Origin of the sequence: Streptomyces sp. ActVer (assembly GCF_027270795.1) — a bacterium.
GTDB classification, from domain to species: domain Bacteria; phylum Actinomycetota; class Actinomycetes; order Streptomycetales; family Streptomycetaceae; genus Streptomyces; species Streptomyces umbrinus_A.
The window spans coordinates 1-15,973 of record NZ_JAPWHT010000084.1 but is presented as its reverse complement, the minus strand read 5'-3'; the positions used below and the strand labels follow the sequence as shown (position 1 = coordinate 15,973).

General features: G+C 71.3%; 10 protein-coding genes. 1 reads left to right on the top strand and 9 read right to left on the bottom strand.

Annotated features, from left to right (window positions below):
* Positions 1-22: 22 nt before the first annotated feature.
* Positions 23-532 (bottom strand): MarR family winged helix-turn-helix transcriptional regulator, encoded by a 510-nt coding sequence (locus O3Q52_RS16275; protein ID WP_269649497.1) that lies wholly within the window; start codon positions 530-532, stop codon positions 23-25.
* Positions 533-658: 126 nt separating this feature from the next.
* Between O3Q52_RS16275 and O3Q52_RS16270 the strand changes: the two genes are divergently transcribed.
* Complete coding sequence (locus tag O3Q52_RS16270; protein ID WP_055614076.1) at positions 659-1,072, top strand: organic hydroperoxide resistance protein; 414 nt, start codon at positions 659-661, stop codon at positions 1,070-1,072.
* Between the two features lie 23 nt (positions 1,073-1,095).
* Here the strand turns inward: O3Q52_RS16270 and O3Q52_RS16265 are convergent, their stop codons facing one another.
* From O3Q52_RS16265 to O3Q52_RS16230, 8 genes are all read right to left on the bottom strand, one after another.
* Positions 1,096-2,505: a hypothetical protein gene (locus tag O3Q52_RS16265; protein WP_269649496.1), complete on the bottom strand. Its 1,410-nt coding sequence runs from the start codon at positions 2,503-2,505 to the stop codon at positions 1,096-1,098.
* Positions 2,502-4,727, bottom strand: a complete 2,226-nt coding sequence (locus O3Q52_RS16260) for a bifunctional glycosyltransferase family 2 protein/CDP-glycerol:glycerophosphate glycerophosphotransferase (protein WP_269649495.1) — start codon at positions 4,725-4,727, stop codon at positions 2,502-2,504. The genes O3Q52_RS16265 and O3Q52_RS16260 overlap by 4 nt, the downstream gene beginning before the upstream one ends.
* A gap of 53 nt (positions 4,728-4,780) precedes the next feature.
* The gene (locus tag O3Q52_RS16255) at positions 4,781-6,943 is read right to left on the bottom strand and encodes a bifunctional glycosyltransferase family 2 protein/CDP-glycerol:glycerophosphate glycerophosphotransferase (protein ID WP_269649494.1); all 2,163 of its coding nucleotides are present in this window, start codon (positions 6,941-6,943) and stop codon (positions 4,781-4,783) included.
* 273 nt (positions 6,944-7,216) lie between these two features.
* A complete protein-coding gene (locus tag O3Q52_RS16250; protein WP_269649493.1) occupies positions 7,217-9,472 on the bottom strand; it encodes a bifunctional glycosyltransferase family 2 protein/CDP-glycerol:glycerophosphate glycerophosphotransferase in 2,256 nt (751 codons plus the stop codon).
* 171 nt (positions 9,473-9,643) lie between these two features.
* Complete coding sequence (locus tag O3Q52_RS16245) at positions 9,644-10,447, bottom strand: carbohydrate ABC transporter permease (RefSeq protein WP_266762959.1); 804 nt, start codon at positions 10,445-10,447, stop codon at positions 9,644-9,646.
* A 107-nt stretch (positions 10,448-10,554) separates the two neighbouring features.
* Positions 10,555-11,835: a carbohydrate ABC transporter permease gene (locus O3Q52_RS16240; RefSeq protein WP_269649492.1), complete on the bottom strand. Its 1,281-nt coding sequence runs from the start codon at positions 11,833-11,835 to the stop codon at positions 10,555-10,557.
* An 81-nt stretch (positions 11,836-11,916) separates the two neighbouring features.
* A complete protein-coding gene (locus O3Q52_RS16235; protein ID WP_269649491.1) occupies positions 11,917-13,272 on the bottom strand; it encodes an ABC transporter substrate-binding protein in 1,356 nt (451 codons plus the stop codon).
* A 322-nt stretch (positions 13,273-13,594) separates the two neighbouring features.
* A partial coding sequence (locus O3Q52_RS16230; RefSeq protein WP_269649490.1) for an FtsK/SpoIIIE domain-containing protein occupies positions 13,595-15,973 on the bottom strand: 2,379 nt, incomplete at its 5' end.

Here is a 15,973-nt window from a genome sequence, read left to right as displayed (position 1 = left end):
TGTGGCGCGCGGGTGGGCGGTGTTACGCGCCGCAGCCCGGGGTCTCGTCCAGGGCCGCCGCGTCCAGCGCGTTCGTGAGCTTGTCGAGCCGGGCCCGCAGTTCGAGGATCTCGTCCAGCTCGAAGGTCGTCGCGGCGGCGATCCGGCGCGGTACGCGCAGCGCCTGCTCGCGCATGGCCGTGCCCTCGTCCGTGAGTCCGACCACCACGGACCGCTCGTCGCGCGCACTGCGCTCACGCCGTACGAGGCCTGCCGCCTCCAGTCGCTTCAGCAGCGGCGACAGCGTGCCGGAGTCGAGCCGCAGGTGCTCGCCGACCTTCTTCACGGGCAGCTCGCCGTGCTCCCACAGGACGAGCATGACCAGGTACTGGGGGTAGGTGAGCCCCAGGTCCTTCAGCACGACCCGGTACACGCCGCCGAAGGCGCGGGAGGCCGCGTTCAGGGAGAAGCAGATCTGCTGGTCGAGGCGGAGGAAGTCGTCGTCTCGCACGGGGTGCTGTACGGCGGGGTCGGGTGCGGGCGTCGTGGTCATGTGCCCAGGATACCTCCCGTGCGTCATTCAGTTGTGCACAACTGAATTGTGTGCTTTACTTGCGGTCGTGAGGGGGGCCGGTCAAGGCCCGCCGATACGACGTTGACCCTGAGAGGGATGGTTTTCATGGACGCGCTCTACACCGCTGTCGCCACCGCCACCCACGGCCGTGACGGCCGGGCCTACAGCTCCGACGGCAAGCTCGACCTGGAGCTCGGCATACCGGTGGAGATGGGCGGCAACGGTCAGGGCACGAACCCGGAGCAGTTGTTCGCTGCCGGTTACTCCGCCTGTTTCGCCAGTGCGCTCGGGCTGGTCGGGCGTGCGGCGAAGGTCGATGTCAGTGACGCGGCGGTGACCGCCGAGGTCGGTATCGGCAAGCAGGGGGAGGGCTTCGCCCTCGCTGTCACGCTCCGCGTGGAGCTGCCCGAGTCCGTGGACGCCGAGACCGGCCGCAAGCTGATCGAGCAGGCCCACCAGGTGTGCCCGTACTCGAACGCGACCCGGGGCAACATTCCGGTGGAGCTCGTCGTCGAGTAGTGGCTTTCCTCGCCCCGCCGCCCCTACCCGTCCCGTCCCTGGGGGCTGCCGCCCCCAGGCCCCCGCTGATCGGCCTGAACGGCCTCGTCCTCAAACGCCGGACGGGCTGAGTGTGTCGGCCCGGGCTGCGAAAATCTCAGCCCCTCCGGCGTCTGAGGAGCGGGGGTTCGGGGGCGGAGCCCCTGAGTAAGTGACGGGAACGGGTAGGGGCGGTGGGGGCGATAAAACTCCGCCAGCAGCAACGGCACACCCACCACCGGCACCAGCCACACCATCACCATCAACCGGTCGATGCCGATGTCGGGATGGGCGGCGATGCTCAGGACGCCGGTGCCTGCCGCGGCGGCGAGGAGGACTCCGAAGACGGGCCACCGCCGAAGAGCCCCCCACCCGCCGGCGACGAGCAGCGCCAGGAACAACGGCTCGGCAAGCTGCCGCCGCAGCCACTCCATCCAGAAGTTGAGCTCCAGGTGAAGGAACTCCCACCACGCCCGCTCCCGGTCCGGCCGGTTGAAGTGGTCGGTGAGGAGGTCCTGGAGACTGTCGGACTCCGAGGGGTACGGGAGCAGCCGGGTCAGGAGCATGACGCCCACGGCCGCTCCCACCGTCACCTTCAGCAGCGTCTTCACGGCGTCACCCACCGGCCGCCCCGCCCGCCTCCGGTACAGGCCGATCACCCCGAGCCCTCCGGCCAGGCACACCGACAGGAACAGCGCCTGCGAGTGCTTCACGGTGAACAGCAGCGCCAGCGAGACACCGACCAGCCCGGCGGCCCCCGCCCGCCCGCGCAGCACCAGCGCACACCCCCACAGCACCGCGAGCGTGAGCGCCATCATCGTGCCCTCGGTCATGGGCCGCATCGCGGTCGCACCGGTCGGCAGGACGTAGTAGAGGGCCTGCCCGGTCAGGGCCGGCACCACCGGCACGCCCACCGTCCGCAGAACGAGGAACACCAGCACGCCCCCGGCCACCGCGACGCACACCCCCGCCGCCCACAGCCCCCACGTCACCCCGAGCACCGTCACGAACGGCACGAGCAGCAGCGGATACCCGGGCCGCACCTCGAAGATCCGCATGAACCGCTCGCTCATGAAGGGCGCCGTCCACCCGGACGTCTGCCCGGCCTCCAGCCGCCGGCCGACGCTCCATTCGTAGTAGCCCCGGCACTCGTCCCGGACCTCCGGCCCCGGATCGGGAGCCCGGAAGCGCCGCACGTCCACACTGTGGTTCCGCGACGCGGTCTCGGCCCGGCTCGCGCACACGTACGCGATCGTGCGCCCGGCCGCCTCCTCCTTGTCCGCGCCGCCCAGACTCAGCGCGTACGACAGGTAGTTGCGGCTGTCGGGCGTGTCCCGTCCGGTGACGTTGGCGAGCTGGAGGCAGCCGAAGAGGGCGGCGAGGAACAGCACCCACGCGGCGGGCCGAGCGTTCACGAGCGGGCCAGCTGCTCGCTCGGGACGCCGGGCGCGGGGACCGTGGGCACGGCGGCCAGGTCCTCGCCGAGCATCAGCAGCCGTACGACCCGCTCCGACGCCCGCCCGTCGTCGTAACCGCCGAACCGCTCCCGGAAGGCCTCCCGCAGTCGCGCCGACTCCTCGTCCCGCCACGCGCCCGACGTGAACAGCCGCGCCAACTCGCCCTCGTCGCGCGCCACATGACCCGGCGGCCGCTCGGTCACGTCGAAGTACGTGCCGCGTCCGGCGAGGTAGGTGTCCCAGTCGTAGGCGTGCAGGACGATCGGCCGGTCGAGGTGGGCGTAGTCGAACATCAGGGACGAGTAGTCGGTGACCAGCGCGTCGGAGGCGAGCATCAGGTCCTCGACGTTCGGCTCGTCGGTGACGTCCAGGAGCACACCCCGTCGCGCCAGGTCCTTGAGCTCCAGGCCGCGTTCGTGGCGCTGGGCCAGTGACGGGTGGAGGCGGACCGCCAGGACGTGGTCGCCGGGCAGCCCCGCCACCAGACGTTCCAGGTCGCAGTCGGGCGCGTAACCGCCCTGACGGTGGTCGCGGTTGGTCGGCGCGTACAGGATCAGGGTCCGGTCGTCGCCGACGTCCAGCCGCTGTCGTACGGACTCACGGCGGCCCGGCTCCGGCCGGACCAGGCAGTCGTTGCGCGGGCTGCCCGAGCGCAGGGACACGAAGTCGCAGGGGTACGCGCGGTCCCAGACCAGCTCCGAGTGCGCGTTCGCGACCAGGCTGTAGTCCCAGCGGTCGGCCCGCCGCAGCATCTTCGGGACGCTGAAACCCCGTCGCGCGCCCGGGTACTTGAGCAGGTCCGCGCCCATCGACTTGAGCGGGGTGCCCTGGTGGGTGTGGATGTGCACCGCGCCCTCGCGCTTCACCAGGTCGTTCGCCCAGTTCATGTTGTTGACCAGGTACTTGGCCCTCGCCGTCACCTTCCGGTACGCCCGGCTGCCCGGCAGGACGTGCTCGACGTCCGGCGGCAGCGTGTCCACGTACTCCTTCCCGACCACCCACACACCCCGGATGTGCGGGGCGATCTCCCGCGCCTTGCGGTGGATCGCGGCCGGATCGCCCAGGACGCCCCGGTGCGAGAAGGCCGAGTACACGGCAAGGTTCGGGTCGAGCGCGCGCCGCAGGACCAGCCGCCGGTGCGCCGCGAGCAGCACCCTGCGCAGCCGTCGGCGCCAGACCCGGTAGCGCCTGCGCAGCCCGGCCCGCCGCACGGCGGCCACGCGATGCAGGCCGTAGAGGGCGTACGGGGCCCGGGCGAGCAGTGTGAAGGACACCCGCGGGATGTCCGCGCCGAGCCGGTGCCCGCTCGGCCGGTACCCCCGCAGGTCCCGCGCCGCCCGCCGGTGGAACTCCGGGCGGGCCGACGGCGGTACGCGGTCCTGCTGGCGGAGGATGAAGAGGTAGTGGTCCGCCATGTGGTCGTAGAGGAAGCCGCGCCACCGCTCCAGCTCCGGCCGCTCGGCGATGAACCGGAACAGCCGCTCGTACTGCGCGAACACCTCGAAGTGCTCGCGGCTCGGCGTGCGCAACGCGTTGCCCTGGCGGCGCTGCCGGTAGGACACGCAGATCCGGTCGACGAGCGTGATCGTGCGGGCCGTCCACAGCGTCTGGTAGACGACCACGGCGTCCTCGTAGAAGCCGGTGGGGAAGGTGAAACCGCCCTCGCGGAAGAAGTCGAGGCGGTACGCCTTGTTCCAGACGACCGTGAACAGGTCGAGCAGGTCGGGGCGTTCGGCGACCGTGAACACCTCGGGGCCCGGCGCCTCGAAGACCGCCGCGTCCCGGTTGCGCTTCACCGCGCCGTGCCAGTGCGTGCGCGCGTAGTCGAACAGGACGATGTCCGGCCGCGAGGTCGCGTCGATGCGCTCGGCGATCGCCCGCAGGGTGCCCGGCGTGTAGCTGTCGTCGCTGTCGAGGAACAGCAGGTACTCGCCCCGCGCCAGCTTCGCGCCGTGGTTGCGGGCCGGGCCGATACCGCCGTTGACGGGCAGATGCACCGGCACGACCCGCTCGTCGCGGGCCGCGAACTCGTCGATGATCGCCGGACTCCCGTCCGGGGAGCAGTCGTTGACGACGATCAGCTCGAAGTCGCCGTACGACTGGTCGAGTACCGACTCCAGGCATACGCGCAGATAGCCCTGCACGTTGTGGACGGGCACGACGATGCTGAAGCGGGGCATGGCACCTCCAGGTCCGGGAACCGGCGGGGATTTCGGGGGACGCGAGGACGGCATCAGCGGGCCGGTGTGTGGGTCCGTGAGCCGACGACGACCGCCGGTCTCGCCGCCGGAACGGGGAGGCGCTCGTGCAACGGCACCACCGGCGGCAGCTCCTCCTCGGGTTGCCCCAGCAGCACCCGCCGTACGACCCGCTCGGCGGCCCGCCCGTCGTCGAACCGGCAGAAGCGCTCCCGGAACCGGTCCCGCAGCCCGGCGGACCGCTCGTCCGCCCATTCGCCCGTCGTGAAGACCCGGATCAACTCGTCCTGCGTACGGGCGACATGGCCGGGCGGCTCGGCCAGCAGGTCGAAGTAGACGCCCCGCGTGTCCCGGTAGACGTCCCAGTCGTCGGCGTACGTCACGATCGGCCGGTCCAGGTTGGCGTAGTCGAACATGATCGACGAGTAGTCCGTGATCAGGGCGTCCGAGGCCAGACAGATGTCCTCGGTCTCCCGCGAGGCCGTGACGTCGATCAACCGCCCGGAGGTCACCGCCTGTTGGAGGTCCGCGTCGCCTTCGAGGAAGTAGTGCGCCCGCAGCAGCACCACGAACTCCGGTCCCAGCTCCGCACAGAAACGGGCCAGATCGAACTGGGCCGACACATCGCGCGGATAGTCGCGGTACGTCGGCGCGTACAGCAGCGCCACCCGGTCCTCCGGGATGCCGAGCCTCTCGCGGATCGCGGTGACCTCGGCCGGATCCGCCGTGTAGAAGCGGTCGTTGCGCGGATAGCCGTACTCCAGGTGCTGGAACGCGCTGGGGTAGGCACCCGACCAGACCTCCGTGGAGTGCGCGTTGGAGGAGAGGGAGTAGTCCCAGCGGTCGGCGCGCTCCATCAGCCGGCCGAAGCTTCCGGTGGCCGCCGCGACCGCCCGGTACTCGATCTGGTCGACGCCCATCCGCTTCAGCGGCGTCCCGTGGTGCGTCTGGACGTGCACGGACCCGGGGCGTTTGACCACGGCCGTCTCGAAGTTGACGTTGTTGAACGTGTACTTGGCCCGCGCCATCACCTCCCAGTACCGCCTGCTCCCGATCACCACGCTCTCCACGTCCTCGGGCATGTTCGCCGCGTCCTGCTCCCGCACCAGGAACACCGACCTGATGTGCGGGGCGAGTTCGCGTGCCTTGCGGTGGATGGCGGCGGGGTTGCAGGCATAGCCGCGGCCCCAGTACGCCGCGTAGACGGCGAGGTTCTCGTCGAGGGACCTGCGGAGGTACCGCCGGTACGGGCCTCGGGGGCGGCCGCGACGCCATCTGCGGGCGGCGCGGGTCGCGAACGCGTGGGCCTGCTCGGTCCGTCGCTCAGCACCGAGGAGCGCGCGGAACGTGGCGTACGCGCCGCGCGCCAGCAGCCGGTTGCGCAACCCCTTGGTGCGGTGGCCGCGCGGGCGGTGGCGGCGGTACAGCCTGCCCGCCCGGCGGAAGAAGGCCCTGCGGCAGGACGTGGCCGCCGTGTCGAGGACCTCGGCGAAGAGATGGTCGAAGAGGGCGTGCGATGTGTCCTGTTCCAGGTCCTGTTCGGCCGCCCGCCTCAGTACCAGCTCCACCTGGTCGAGGAGTTGACGCTGTGCGTCGGGTGTCGTGCGGACGCCGCTGCCGCTGGGGCGCCGCTCATGACGTCTTACGCAGACGGTGTCCAGCGCGGCTGTCCTCCCTGCCGCGAGGGTCACCAGCCCGGACCAGCCGATGTCCGTGAAGTGGCCTTCCGGGAAGTCGAGTTGGTGATCGGCGAGGAACGCGCTTCGGTAGGCCGTCGCCCAGACCGGTCGCCGTACGTCCGTGGGGTCGCCGGCGTCGCCCTGTTCCGCCACCGGTTCGCCCACCCACCACGGCACGCGCTCGTGGGCGAGGTACAGGACGTCGATCTCGCCGGTCTCCCGGAGCCGGGCGTCCATCGCCGCGAGGGCTCCCGCCGTCAGCACGTCGGTCGCGTCCAGGAAGAGCAGGTATGTGCCGCTGGCCGCGTGCATGCCTGCGGCGCGTGAACCGGGGGTTCGGGCGACGCGGGGGTCTCTGGCGGCGTACTCGTCGGCCACTGCCCCCGCCGGGGAGCCGGGGGTGTCGCAGGCCGTGATCAGCTCGAAGTCGGTGAAGGACTGGGTCAGGACCGAGTCGAGGGTGGTGGGGAGGCGCCCCGCGAGGCCTTGTGCGGTGACGATGACGCTGAAGCGGGGCATGTTGTGCGGGGCTCTTTCTGTGACGGGGGTGGGTGGGGTTCGGTCGGGTGGTGTGTCGTCTGCGGGTGAGTGAGGGCTGGTCGCGCAGTTCCCCGCGCCCCTGAGGTGGGTGGGGGTCGGGTGTGGTGTGTTGGGTGCGGGTCCGTTTGGGCTGAGCGCGCAGTTCCCCGCGCCCCTAAGAGACAGAAGCCAGGGGCGCAGCCCCGCTTCAGGGGCGCGGGGAACTGCGTGACCAGCTCCCACCGGGCCGCACCCGACAACCGGGCCCGCGCCCTAAAGACAAGGGGCCTGGCCCGCCGGTGTGGGGACGGTGGCCAGTGGCGTCGTGACGGACTGGTCCGCCGCCGACCGGGCAGGATTGCGCGCCGCGAGCGGCACCACCGCCGGCAACCCCGACGTCTCGCCCAGCACGACGTGGCGCACCACCCGTTCGGCCGCATGCCCGTCGTCGTACGGGCAGAACCGGTCCCGGAACGCCGACCGGAGCTGCGTGGAGCGCGACCCCCGCCAGTGCCCGGTCGCGAAGATGTCGATCAGCTCGTCCTCGCTGCGCGCCACCGCACCCGGCGGGAACGCGCGCAGGTCGAAGTACGTCCCGCGCGCCGCCTCGTACGCCTCCCAGTCGTCCGCGTGGATCACGATCGGCCGGTCGAGGCCCGCGTAGTCGAACATCAGCGAGGAGTAGTCGGTGATCAGCGCGTCCGAGGCGAGGCACAGGGACTCGATGCTCGGGTGGTCCGACACGTCGATGAGCCGTCCGCCGCTCCGCGCGAGCGGAGCCCCGTACGCGTGGTGCGCACGGGCCAGCAGCACGAAGCGCGGGCCGAGTTGGCGCAGCACCCGCTCCAGGTCGAGCGCGGTGCGCTGGGCGCGCTGGTAGTCGCGGTGCGTGGGCGCGTACAGGACGGCGACCGCGCCCTCGGGGATGCCGAGGTTCTCGCGCAGCCGGGCCACGTCGGCCGAACTGGCCTGCTGAAACAGGTCGTTGCGCGGCTGGCCGTACTCCAGCGTCGTGTAGCCGGACGGGAAGACGCGTTCCCAGACGAGTGTGGAATGGCGGTTGGCGGACAGGCAGTAGTCCCACTGGTCGGCGTCGCGCAGCAGGTCGGTGAAGTCCGTGCCGCGGGCCGCCGCCGGGCGCTCCTGGAGGTCCAGGCCCATGTGCTTGAGCGGTGTGCCGTGCTGTGTCTGGACGAGGATCTGGCCGGGGCGCTTGACCAGCCGGCGGTCGAAGTCGGCGTTGTTCACGAGGTACTTGGAGCGGGCGAGAGCCGTCCAGTAGGCGGCGGTGCCCGGTGTCAGCCTGCGGGTCGCCGTCGGGATCGTGTGGTGGAACTCGGGGCGTGCGATCCACGCGGTGCGCACGTCCGGCGCGTACGTCCGGAACGCGGATTCCAGTGCTCCCGGGTTGCAGCCGTGGCCGCGGCCGCCGTGGCTGGTGAACACGGCCTGGTCGGCCCGGACTGGAAGCCGGAGCTGGACCTTGTAATGCAGCCGGAGCGCGGCCGTCCGCACGGTCCGGGCCAGTGCCCCGGTGAGTCGCGTGACGCCTCGCTTGAGCCGTACCGCCGCCCACAGCGAGCGGTAGGTGCGGTGACTGCCCAGGCGTACCAGCGCGTGCCGCAGCCCGTTCCCGGACGGGACGTCGGCGGCCCGTACGCGGTAACGGACGTAGTGGGCACGGGCCTTGCGCAGGAACAGGGCGCGGGAGCCGTGCGGCACCCGGTCGCGCTTGAGCAACACGGCCGACAGATGGTCGACCATGCGGTGGAACAGGACCGGGCGCCAGTGCGCCAGTTCGGGGTGCGCGTCGAGATGCGCGAAGACCCGGTCGTACTGGTCGAAGATGTCGAAGTGCTTGTTGCTGACCGTGCCGAGGATGTTCCCCCGGCGGCGCTGGCGGTAGTGGACGCAGACGCGGTCGAGCGTCGCGATCGTCCCGGCGGCCATCAGGACCGGGGACGTCCAGGGGGTGTCCTCGTAGTAGCCGGGCGGGAAGGCGAAGCCCTCCCCGGCGATGAACTCCCGGCGGTACGCCTTGTTCCACACGACCATGAGGACCTTCAGCAGCCCGGGACGGTCGTCGAGCCGGAACGGCGCCGGCGCGTCCTCGGTGAGCTGGCCCGCCTGTACGTTGCGGACCGTCTCGCCCGACCAGAAGGTGCGCGCGTAGTCGTAGACCAGGACGTCCGGGTCGCCGGTTTCCTTGATGCGGTCGGCGATGGCCCGCAGGGCGTCCGGCGTGAGGGTGTCGTCGCCGTCCAGGAAGATCAGGTAGTCGCCGGTCGCGTACCGCATACCGGCGTTGCGGGCCCGGCCGAGGCCCACGTTCTCCTTGAGGTGGACGGCCCGCACACGGGGGTCGGCGGCTGCGAACTCGTCGATGATCGCGCCGCAGGCGTCGGGTGAGCAGTCGTCCACCGCGATCAACTCAAGGTCGGTGAAGGACTGTTCGAGGACGGATGCCATGCACTCGTGCAGATATGCCTGCACCTGGAACGCGGGGACAATGACACTGAACCGGGGCAAGGGACATCCTTGTGTCGGCGCGGGCATACTGCCCGGAAACGGCCGAAGGGGTTACCGGGTTACGCCGGATGCGGCATGTGGGGGACCCCGGGTGAACGCGAAGGGGCGGACCGATGACGGCCCGCCCCTCGCGATGTGTACTCCGGGTGCCCGACCCGGATGTCCCGGACGCTACTTCACCGCGCCCGCCATCACACCGGACACGAACTGCCGCTGGAACGCGAAGAACACGGCCAGCGGGATCACCATCGAGATGAACGCGCCGGGCGCCAGCGTCTCGATGTTGCCGGAGAACTGACGGGTCTGCTGGGTCAGGGCGACCGTCAGCGGCCGTGAGTCGGAGTCCGAGAAGACCAGCGCCACCAGCATGTCGTTCCACACCCACAGGAACTGGAAGATGCCGAGCGACGCGATCGCGGGCCCGCCGAGCGGCAGGACCACGGTGGTGAACAGGCGGGTCTCGCTCGCGCCGTCGAGCCGTGCGGCCTCCAGGAGTTCACGGGGGATCTCCGCGAAGAAGTTCCGCAGAAGGAAGATCGCGAACGGCAGGCCGAAGCCCACGTGGAACACGACGACACCGATGATGGTGCCGAAGATCCCGAGGTCGCCGAAGAGTTCGGACATCGGGATCAGGGCGATCTGCACCGGCACCACGAGCAGCGCCACCACGGCCAGGAACCACCAGTCGCGGCCCTTGAAGTCCATCCAGGCGAAGGCGTATCCGGCCATGGCCCCGATGACGATGACCAGGACGGTGGCCGGCACGGTGATCCAGATCGTGTTGAGCAGGGAGTCGGTGATCTCCTCCTTGCCGAGCAGGGTCGAGTAGCTCTCGGTGGTGAGCTGGGCCGGCTTGCTGAAGACCGTCCACCAGCCGGAGTCGGCGATGTCGGTCGGGTCACGGAACGACGAGGCCAGCAGCCCCACCGTCGGCGTCACCCAGAGCAGCGCGACCAGGATGAGGAAGACCCGCATCACACCACCGGTCGCGCCGCTCGCCAGCCTGGAGGCGAGCGAACGCTCGGGCGGACCGGCCGCTTCCGCGGTCTCCGGCGGGGCTTTCAGAGGTACGGAGGGTGCGGTCACCGTCGGCGCTCCCTTCGCAGTCGGCGGATGTTGACGATCATCACCGGCATGACGAGCAGCAGCAGGACCACACCGATCGCACTGGCGAGGCCGAGGTCTCCGCCGCCGCCCGTGTACGAGTTGTAGAGCTGCAGGGCCAGGACGTTGGCCTCGTCCTGGGTGGGCTGCGGGGCGATGATGTAGATCAGGTCGAAGATCTTCATCACGTTGATCATCAGTGTGATCAGCACGACGACGAGGACCGGCGCGAGCAGCGGAACGGTGACCCGGCGGAACACCTGCCACTCGTTGGCCCCGTCGACCCGGGCCGCCTCCAGGAGGTTGCGGTCCACTCCGGCGAGACCCGCCGCGATGAGCACCATCGCGAAGCCCGCCCACATCCACGCGTACGAACCGATGATGGCCGGCGTGATCAGGCTCGGGCCGAGCCAGTCGACGCCGTTGTAGGGCGCCGCGAAGTTCGAGGACGGCAGGCGTAGTTGGGCACCGTCGGCGGAGGCCGGCAGGTTGAACGTACCGTCGTCGCCCGCCTTCGCGGAGGCCACGACCTTGCCGTCCTTGACCGCCTCGACCTTGATGCCGGGCAGGGCCTTCTCACCCGCGTCGATGGCGCCCTTCTCACCGCCGCCGCCCAGTTTGAAGTCCAGCCAGACAGTGCCGGACACCCCGTCGCCCGAGGTCTGGGCGGGCTTGGCGTCCCCGGGGCTGCCGGGCACCTTGTTCGGGGCGATGCCGACCAGCGGGATCAGGGCCGGGGAGCCCGCGCTCACCGTGCCCGTGGAGGTGAAGGAACCCCCGCCGGACGCCTTGAGGTCGCTCTCGGCCGACGGGCGTGCCTTCGGATAGACCGACGACTCGGCGAAGGTGTCGTGCACGCCCACCACCACGGCGTTCGCCACGCCCTGGTCGGGGTCCGCCTCGTACACGAGCCGGAAGATGATGCCCGCGGCCAGCATGGAGATGGCCATCGGCATGAAGATGATGAGCTTGAACGCCGTTGCCCAGCGCACCCGTTCGGTCAGCACGGCGAAGATCAGGCCGAGCCCGGTGACCAGCGCCGGGGCGACCGCCACCCAGATCGCGGTGTTCTTGACCGCGGTGAACGTGGCGTCGTCCGTGAAGATGTCGCCGTAGTTGCCCAGCCCCACGAAACCCGAACCGTCGGCGTCGTAGAGACTGCGCCAGACCGAGTACCCGATCGGGTAGACCACGAGCGCGCCGAGCAGCACGATCGCGGGCAGCAGGAACAGACCCACCACCCACGCTCGGGTGCCCATCACGCTCTTGCGTTTTCCGGCGGGGGGCACCGGACCTGCCGGGCCCCCCGCCGTCGCCACCTGCGACGACATGGGCTGCCGTCAGCCCTTGTACGCCTTGGCGGCGGCCGCTTCGAGCGCCTGCTGCGCGCCCTCGACGTCCGAGGGGGTCTTCAGGAAGTCCTGCAGCGCCTTCCACTCGCCCGCGCCCTGGGTGCCACCGAAGGCGGCCGGGGCCTGGTCGGACATGTCGAAGCGGAAGTCGTCGCCCGCGTCGAGCAGCGCCTTGGCGATGTCTCCGGCCACCGCGTCCTTGTAACTCTTCAGGTCCATCTCCTTGTTGGGGGAGATGATGCCGCCCTGCGCCGCCCACAGCTCGGCCGCGTCGGTCGACGCGAGGAAGGTGATCAGGGCCTGCGAGGCCTTGTCGTCCTTCAGGATCACGGCCACGTCACCACCGCTGACCACCGGCGACTCGTCGCCGACCGCCGGGAACGGGAAGACCTTGGCGTCCGTGCCGATCTTGGCCTTCGTGTCGGCGTTGATGTTCGCCGCCACGAAGTCGCCCTCGTAGACCATCGCGGCCGGGGTGTCGCCCGAGAAGGTGTTCGTCACCGACTTGGGGAACTCGGTGCGCAGCGCGCCGGCCTTGCCGCCCGCGATCAGGTCGTCCTTGCCCCACAGCTGGGCCAGCGTGGTCAGGGCCTCCTTGACGGAGGGGTCCGTCCACTTGATCTCGTGCTTCGCCAACTGGTCGTACTTCTCCGGGCCCGCCTGCGAGAGATAGACGTTCTCGAACCAGTCGGTGAGGGTCCAGCCGTCCTGGCCGCCGATGGAGACCGCGGGCGAACCGGCGTCCGACAGGGTCTGAGCGGTCTGGAGGAACTCGTCCCAGGTCTTGGGTTCCGCGGTGATCCCGGCCGCCTCGAAGGCGGCCGTGTTGTACCAGACCAGGGACTTGTTGGCGGCCTTCGCGTAGACGCCGTACTGCTTGCCCTTGTAGGCGCCCAGGTCCTTCCAGCCCGTCGAGAAGTTCTTGTCGATCTGCGCCTGGGCCTCGGCGCCGAGGGGCTTGACCCAGCCCTGGTCGACGAACTGGTGCAGCACACCGACCTGCGGCAGGAACGCCACGTTCGGCGGCTTGCCGCCCTGGATCTTCGTGCCCAGGAAGGTGGACGTGTTGTTGCCGGTCGGTACGAAGCTGACCTCCGCGCCCGTCCGCTTCTCGAACTCGTCCAGGACCTTGGTGAAGTTGTCCTGCTCAGGGCCGGTCCAGACGGCCGCGACCTCCAGCTTCTGGCCGTCGAGCTTGGGGAGCTCGACACTGGCGGCGCTGCCGCTGGTCTCGCTTCCCCCGCCGCCTTCGTCGCTCTTGTCGTCGTCACCGCCGCATGCCGTGAGCGTGAGCGCCATCGCCCCCGCGACGACGGCGGCCGCGGTTCGTGCGGTCCTGCTCATCTTGTGCGACTTGTTCCGCGTCCTGTGTGTACGAAGAGTGTTGCTGCGCATGACTTGCCCCGTTCTTCGTCGAACGTCCGAGCGCTGTCCGTGCGCTCTTGGTCTACGCCCGTGCGCTTGGGGGCGGCAAGAGCGCCTGCGCTGTCAAGACCGTGATCGTAACCGCGTCGTGACGTGGGGACTTGAGGCCACGCCCCGGACTCCGTGGGGTGCGCTGTCGGGTGCGGGCCCGGCCGTGGCTGATCGCGCAGTTCCCCGCGCCCCTGTAAGGGGCGCGGGGAACTGCGCGACGGGGGCGAAGAAACACAGGACGAACCCGGCGCTAGAGAAGCGACGGCACCTCCGTCGCCGAGACGGAGCGGGCGGCCCGCTCCAGGGCGCTGGCCAGGAGGGCCAGGTCCGTGGGCCCGTTGCCCAGCTCGCGGACGGGCCGCCGCGCGGGCGGATCACCCATGCGGGCCCACTCCAGCGGGACGACAGTGGGCCGCAGGGTCGCCGTACGAGGAATACGACCAGTGACCCGGCCCCCCTGGAACGGCGTTGACCGACCGGCCGGTCCGCCGAGCCGCCCCCGCCCGGGCGCAGGCTCCTCCGGCCCGGCCACCACCGCTTCGAGGACAACCCGAAGCGTCGCCCGCCGAGCCAGCTCCGTCTCGTCCGTCCGCTCCCCACCCCCGGTCGCCGCCACCAGATGCACCCCGAGCCGCTCCCCGTCCCGCGCCACGGCTTCCAGCGCCCGCACGACCGAACCGGCGGGCGGGCGCCCGGGGGAGCCCAGCGCGGGGGAGAGCAGGGCATCGAGGTCGTCGACGACCACGACGAGCCGGGGGAGCGGAGGCCCGGTGTCCGGACGTGGCCGGCTCGCGACGGGACGCAGCCGGAGAGTGGAACTGGAGGGCGTGTCGAGGTCCCCGGCACCGGCAGACCCGCCGGCCGTACCGCCTGCCTGCCTGGCCGTCGATCCCGCGGATCCCGCCGAACCGGCCGAGCGCTGGGCGACGACACGGCCCGACGCCCCCTGCCGGTCCTGCCGATCCTGTCGCGCCTGCCTGTCCTGCCGGTCCTGAAGGGAGTGCCACTCGGCGAAGTCGAGCCGGCCGAGCAGTTCGGCCCGCCGCTTCAGCTCGGCGGACAGCGACTGGGCGAACTCCCGCATCCGTACGGGATCGTGGGCGCCCAGATGCGTCGTGACGTGAGGCAGGTCCGTACACACCTGGAGCCCGTCCCCGCGCGCGGCAGCGCCACCGCTGCCCGTGCCGTCCCGGCCGTCGATGAGCACGATGCCGAGCCGGTCGGGCCGCTCCGCGGCGGCGAGCGAGGCGGCCACCGAACGCAGCAGTTCCGTACGCCCGCTGCCCGAGGGGCCCTCGATCAGGAGATGCGGTCCCTCGACCGCGAGGTCCACGGAGACGGGCCCGCGGGGACCGGCGCCGAGCACGGCCGTGGCCCGGCCGCCGAGCGCCTCCGTGTCGTCGGCCGCGTCCGCCCAGCGTGCCATCAGCGACGCCGGGGTGGCCCTCGCCAGGCCCAACTCGTCCAGCAGCCGGGCGGATTGGGGCAGCGGCGCGGACACACGGGTGTGCCGCTCGCCCGCCACTCCGTCCGCGCGCAGCGGCGCCAGCGCCCGGGCGAACCGCTCGGCCCAGGCCATGGACACGGCGTCCACGGCGGCGACCGTGCCGTGGCCCACCGGCCCGCCCTGCGCGCTGGAGGAACCGCTCGCCTGCTTGCCGTGCGCCACGCGCAGCAGCCGCAGCGCAGTCGCCACGTCACCGCTGAGCAGCGCGACGGCACCGCACTCCCGGAAGGCGGGAGAGGCCGCACAGGCCGCCTCGTACGTGTCCGTCACCGGAGAGGCGGGCGACGCGGCCGGCGTCTCGACGAGACAGATGACATGGATCCCGGCCTGGGGCCCCTCGGCCGCGAGCCGTGACACGGCCTCCCGTACACCGGCCGACCCGGGGTCCCCGTCCACGACCACGACGGTGTGGGGGCCCGGCCACTCGGTCTCCGCCGGATCGTCGGACCGCGCCCAGGAGGGCCGCCTGGCCCGCCCGCGGGCGGCCGCGTCACTGGTCTGCGTACCGCTGCGGGGGAGTCCCAGGTGGGTGATGTTGCTGTCGCGCGCGGTGGGGTGGGCGCGGGGCAACGCCGGGGAACCGGAACCGGTGCGCTCACCGTCCCGCGCCGGGTCGCCGTCGGACGGGTGCCTCGGCCGGGCCGTGCCGTCCGTGGAGGAAGAAGGGGTGGAGGGTGAGAACCCGGGGCGGCCGCTCGCGCCACCGTCGTGGCCACGCTCGCCGCCGCCGGACCGGTGTACGGCCGAGAAGGCCCCGCTGTCGTCCGGCGAGCCCCCGCCGAGGCGAGGCCCTCCGCCGGTGGATCCGGTGGACACGGAGGCCCGGCCCACTTCCGCCAGGTGGTCCTCCAGCCGGCGGACCAGCTCCTCCGTACGCGCCGTCGCCTGTTCGCGGTCGTAGGCGAGGAGGAGTCGGCAGTCCTGGCCGTGGGTGGGACGGAGATGGGGGAGCCAGCCGAGCCAGGACCACTCGGCGGTGCGCTCCTCGACGGAACGCGAGCGGTCCGTGCTGATCAGGGTGATTTCCAGGGCGTCGGGCGAGTGCAGCGCGGCGAGCTGGGCGACCACCGCGCGGGCGAGCCCCGAGAGGCGGCCGCGCGGCCCAGCCAGGCCCAGCGCCCC

Bases quoted from the DNA above. Each gene is read 5' to 3' on its own strand.
- O3Q52_RS16260 (WP_269649495.1), bottom strand. From the start codon at position 4,727: ATGCCCCGCTTCAGCATCGTCGTGCCCGTCCACAACGTGCAGGGCTAT.
- O3Q52_RS16270 (WP_055614076.1), top strand. From the start codon at position 659: ATGGACGCGCTCTACACCGCTGTCGCCACCGCCACCCACGGCCGTGAC.
- O3Q52_RS16235 (WP_269649491.1), bottom strand. From the start codon at position 13,272: ATGAGCAGGACCGCACGAACCGCGGCCGCCGTCGTCGCGGGGGCGATG.
- O3Q52_RS16240 (WP_269649492.1), bottom strand. From the start codon at position 11,835: ATGGGCACCCGAGCGTGGGTGGTGGGTCTGTTCCTGCTGCCCGCGATC.
- O3Q52_RS16245 (WP_266762959.1), bottom strand. From the start codon at position 10,447: ATGCGGGTCTTCCTCATCCTGGTCGCGCTGCTCTGGGTGACGCCGACG.
- O3Q52_RS16275 (WP_269649497.1), bottom strand. From the start codon at position 532: ATGACCACGACGCCCGCACCCGACCCCGCCGTACAGCACCCCGTGCGA.
- O3Q52_RS16255 (WP_269649494.1), bottom strand. From the start codon at position 6,943: ATGCCCCGCTTCAGCGTCATCGTCACCGCACAAGGCCTCGCGGGGCGC.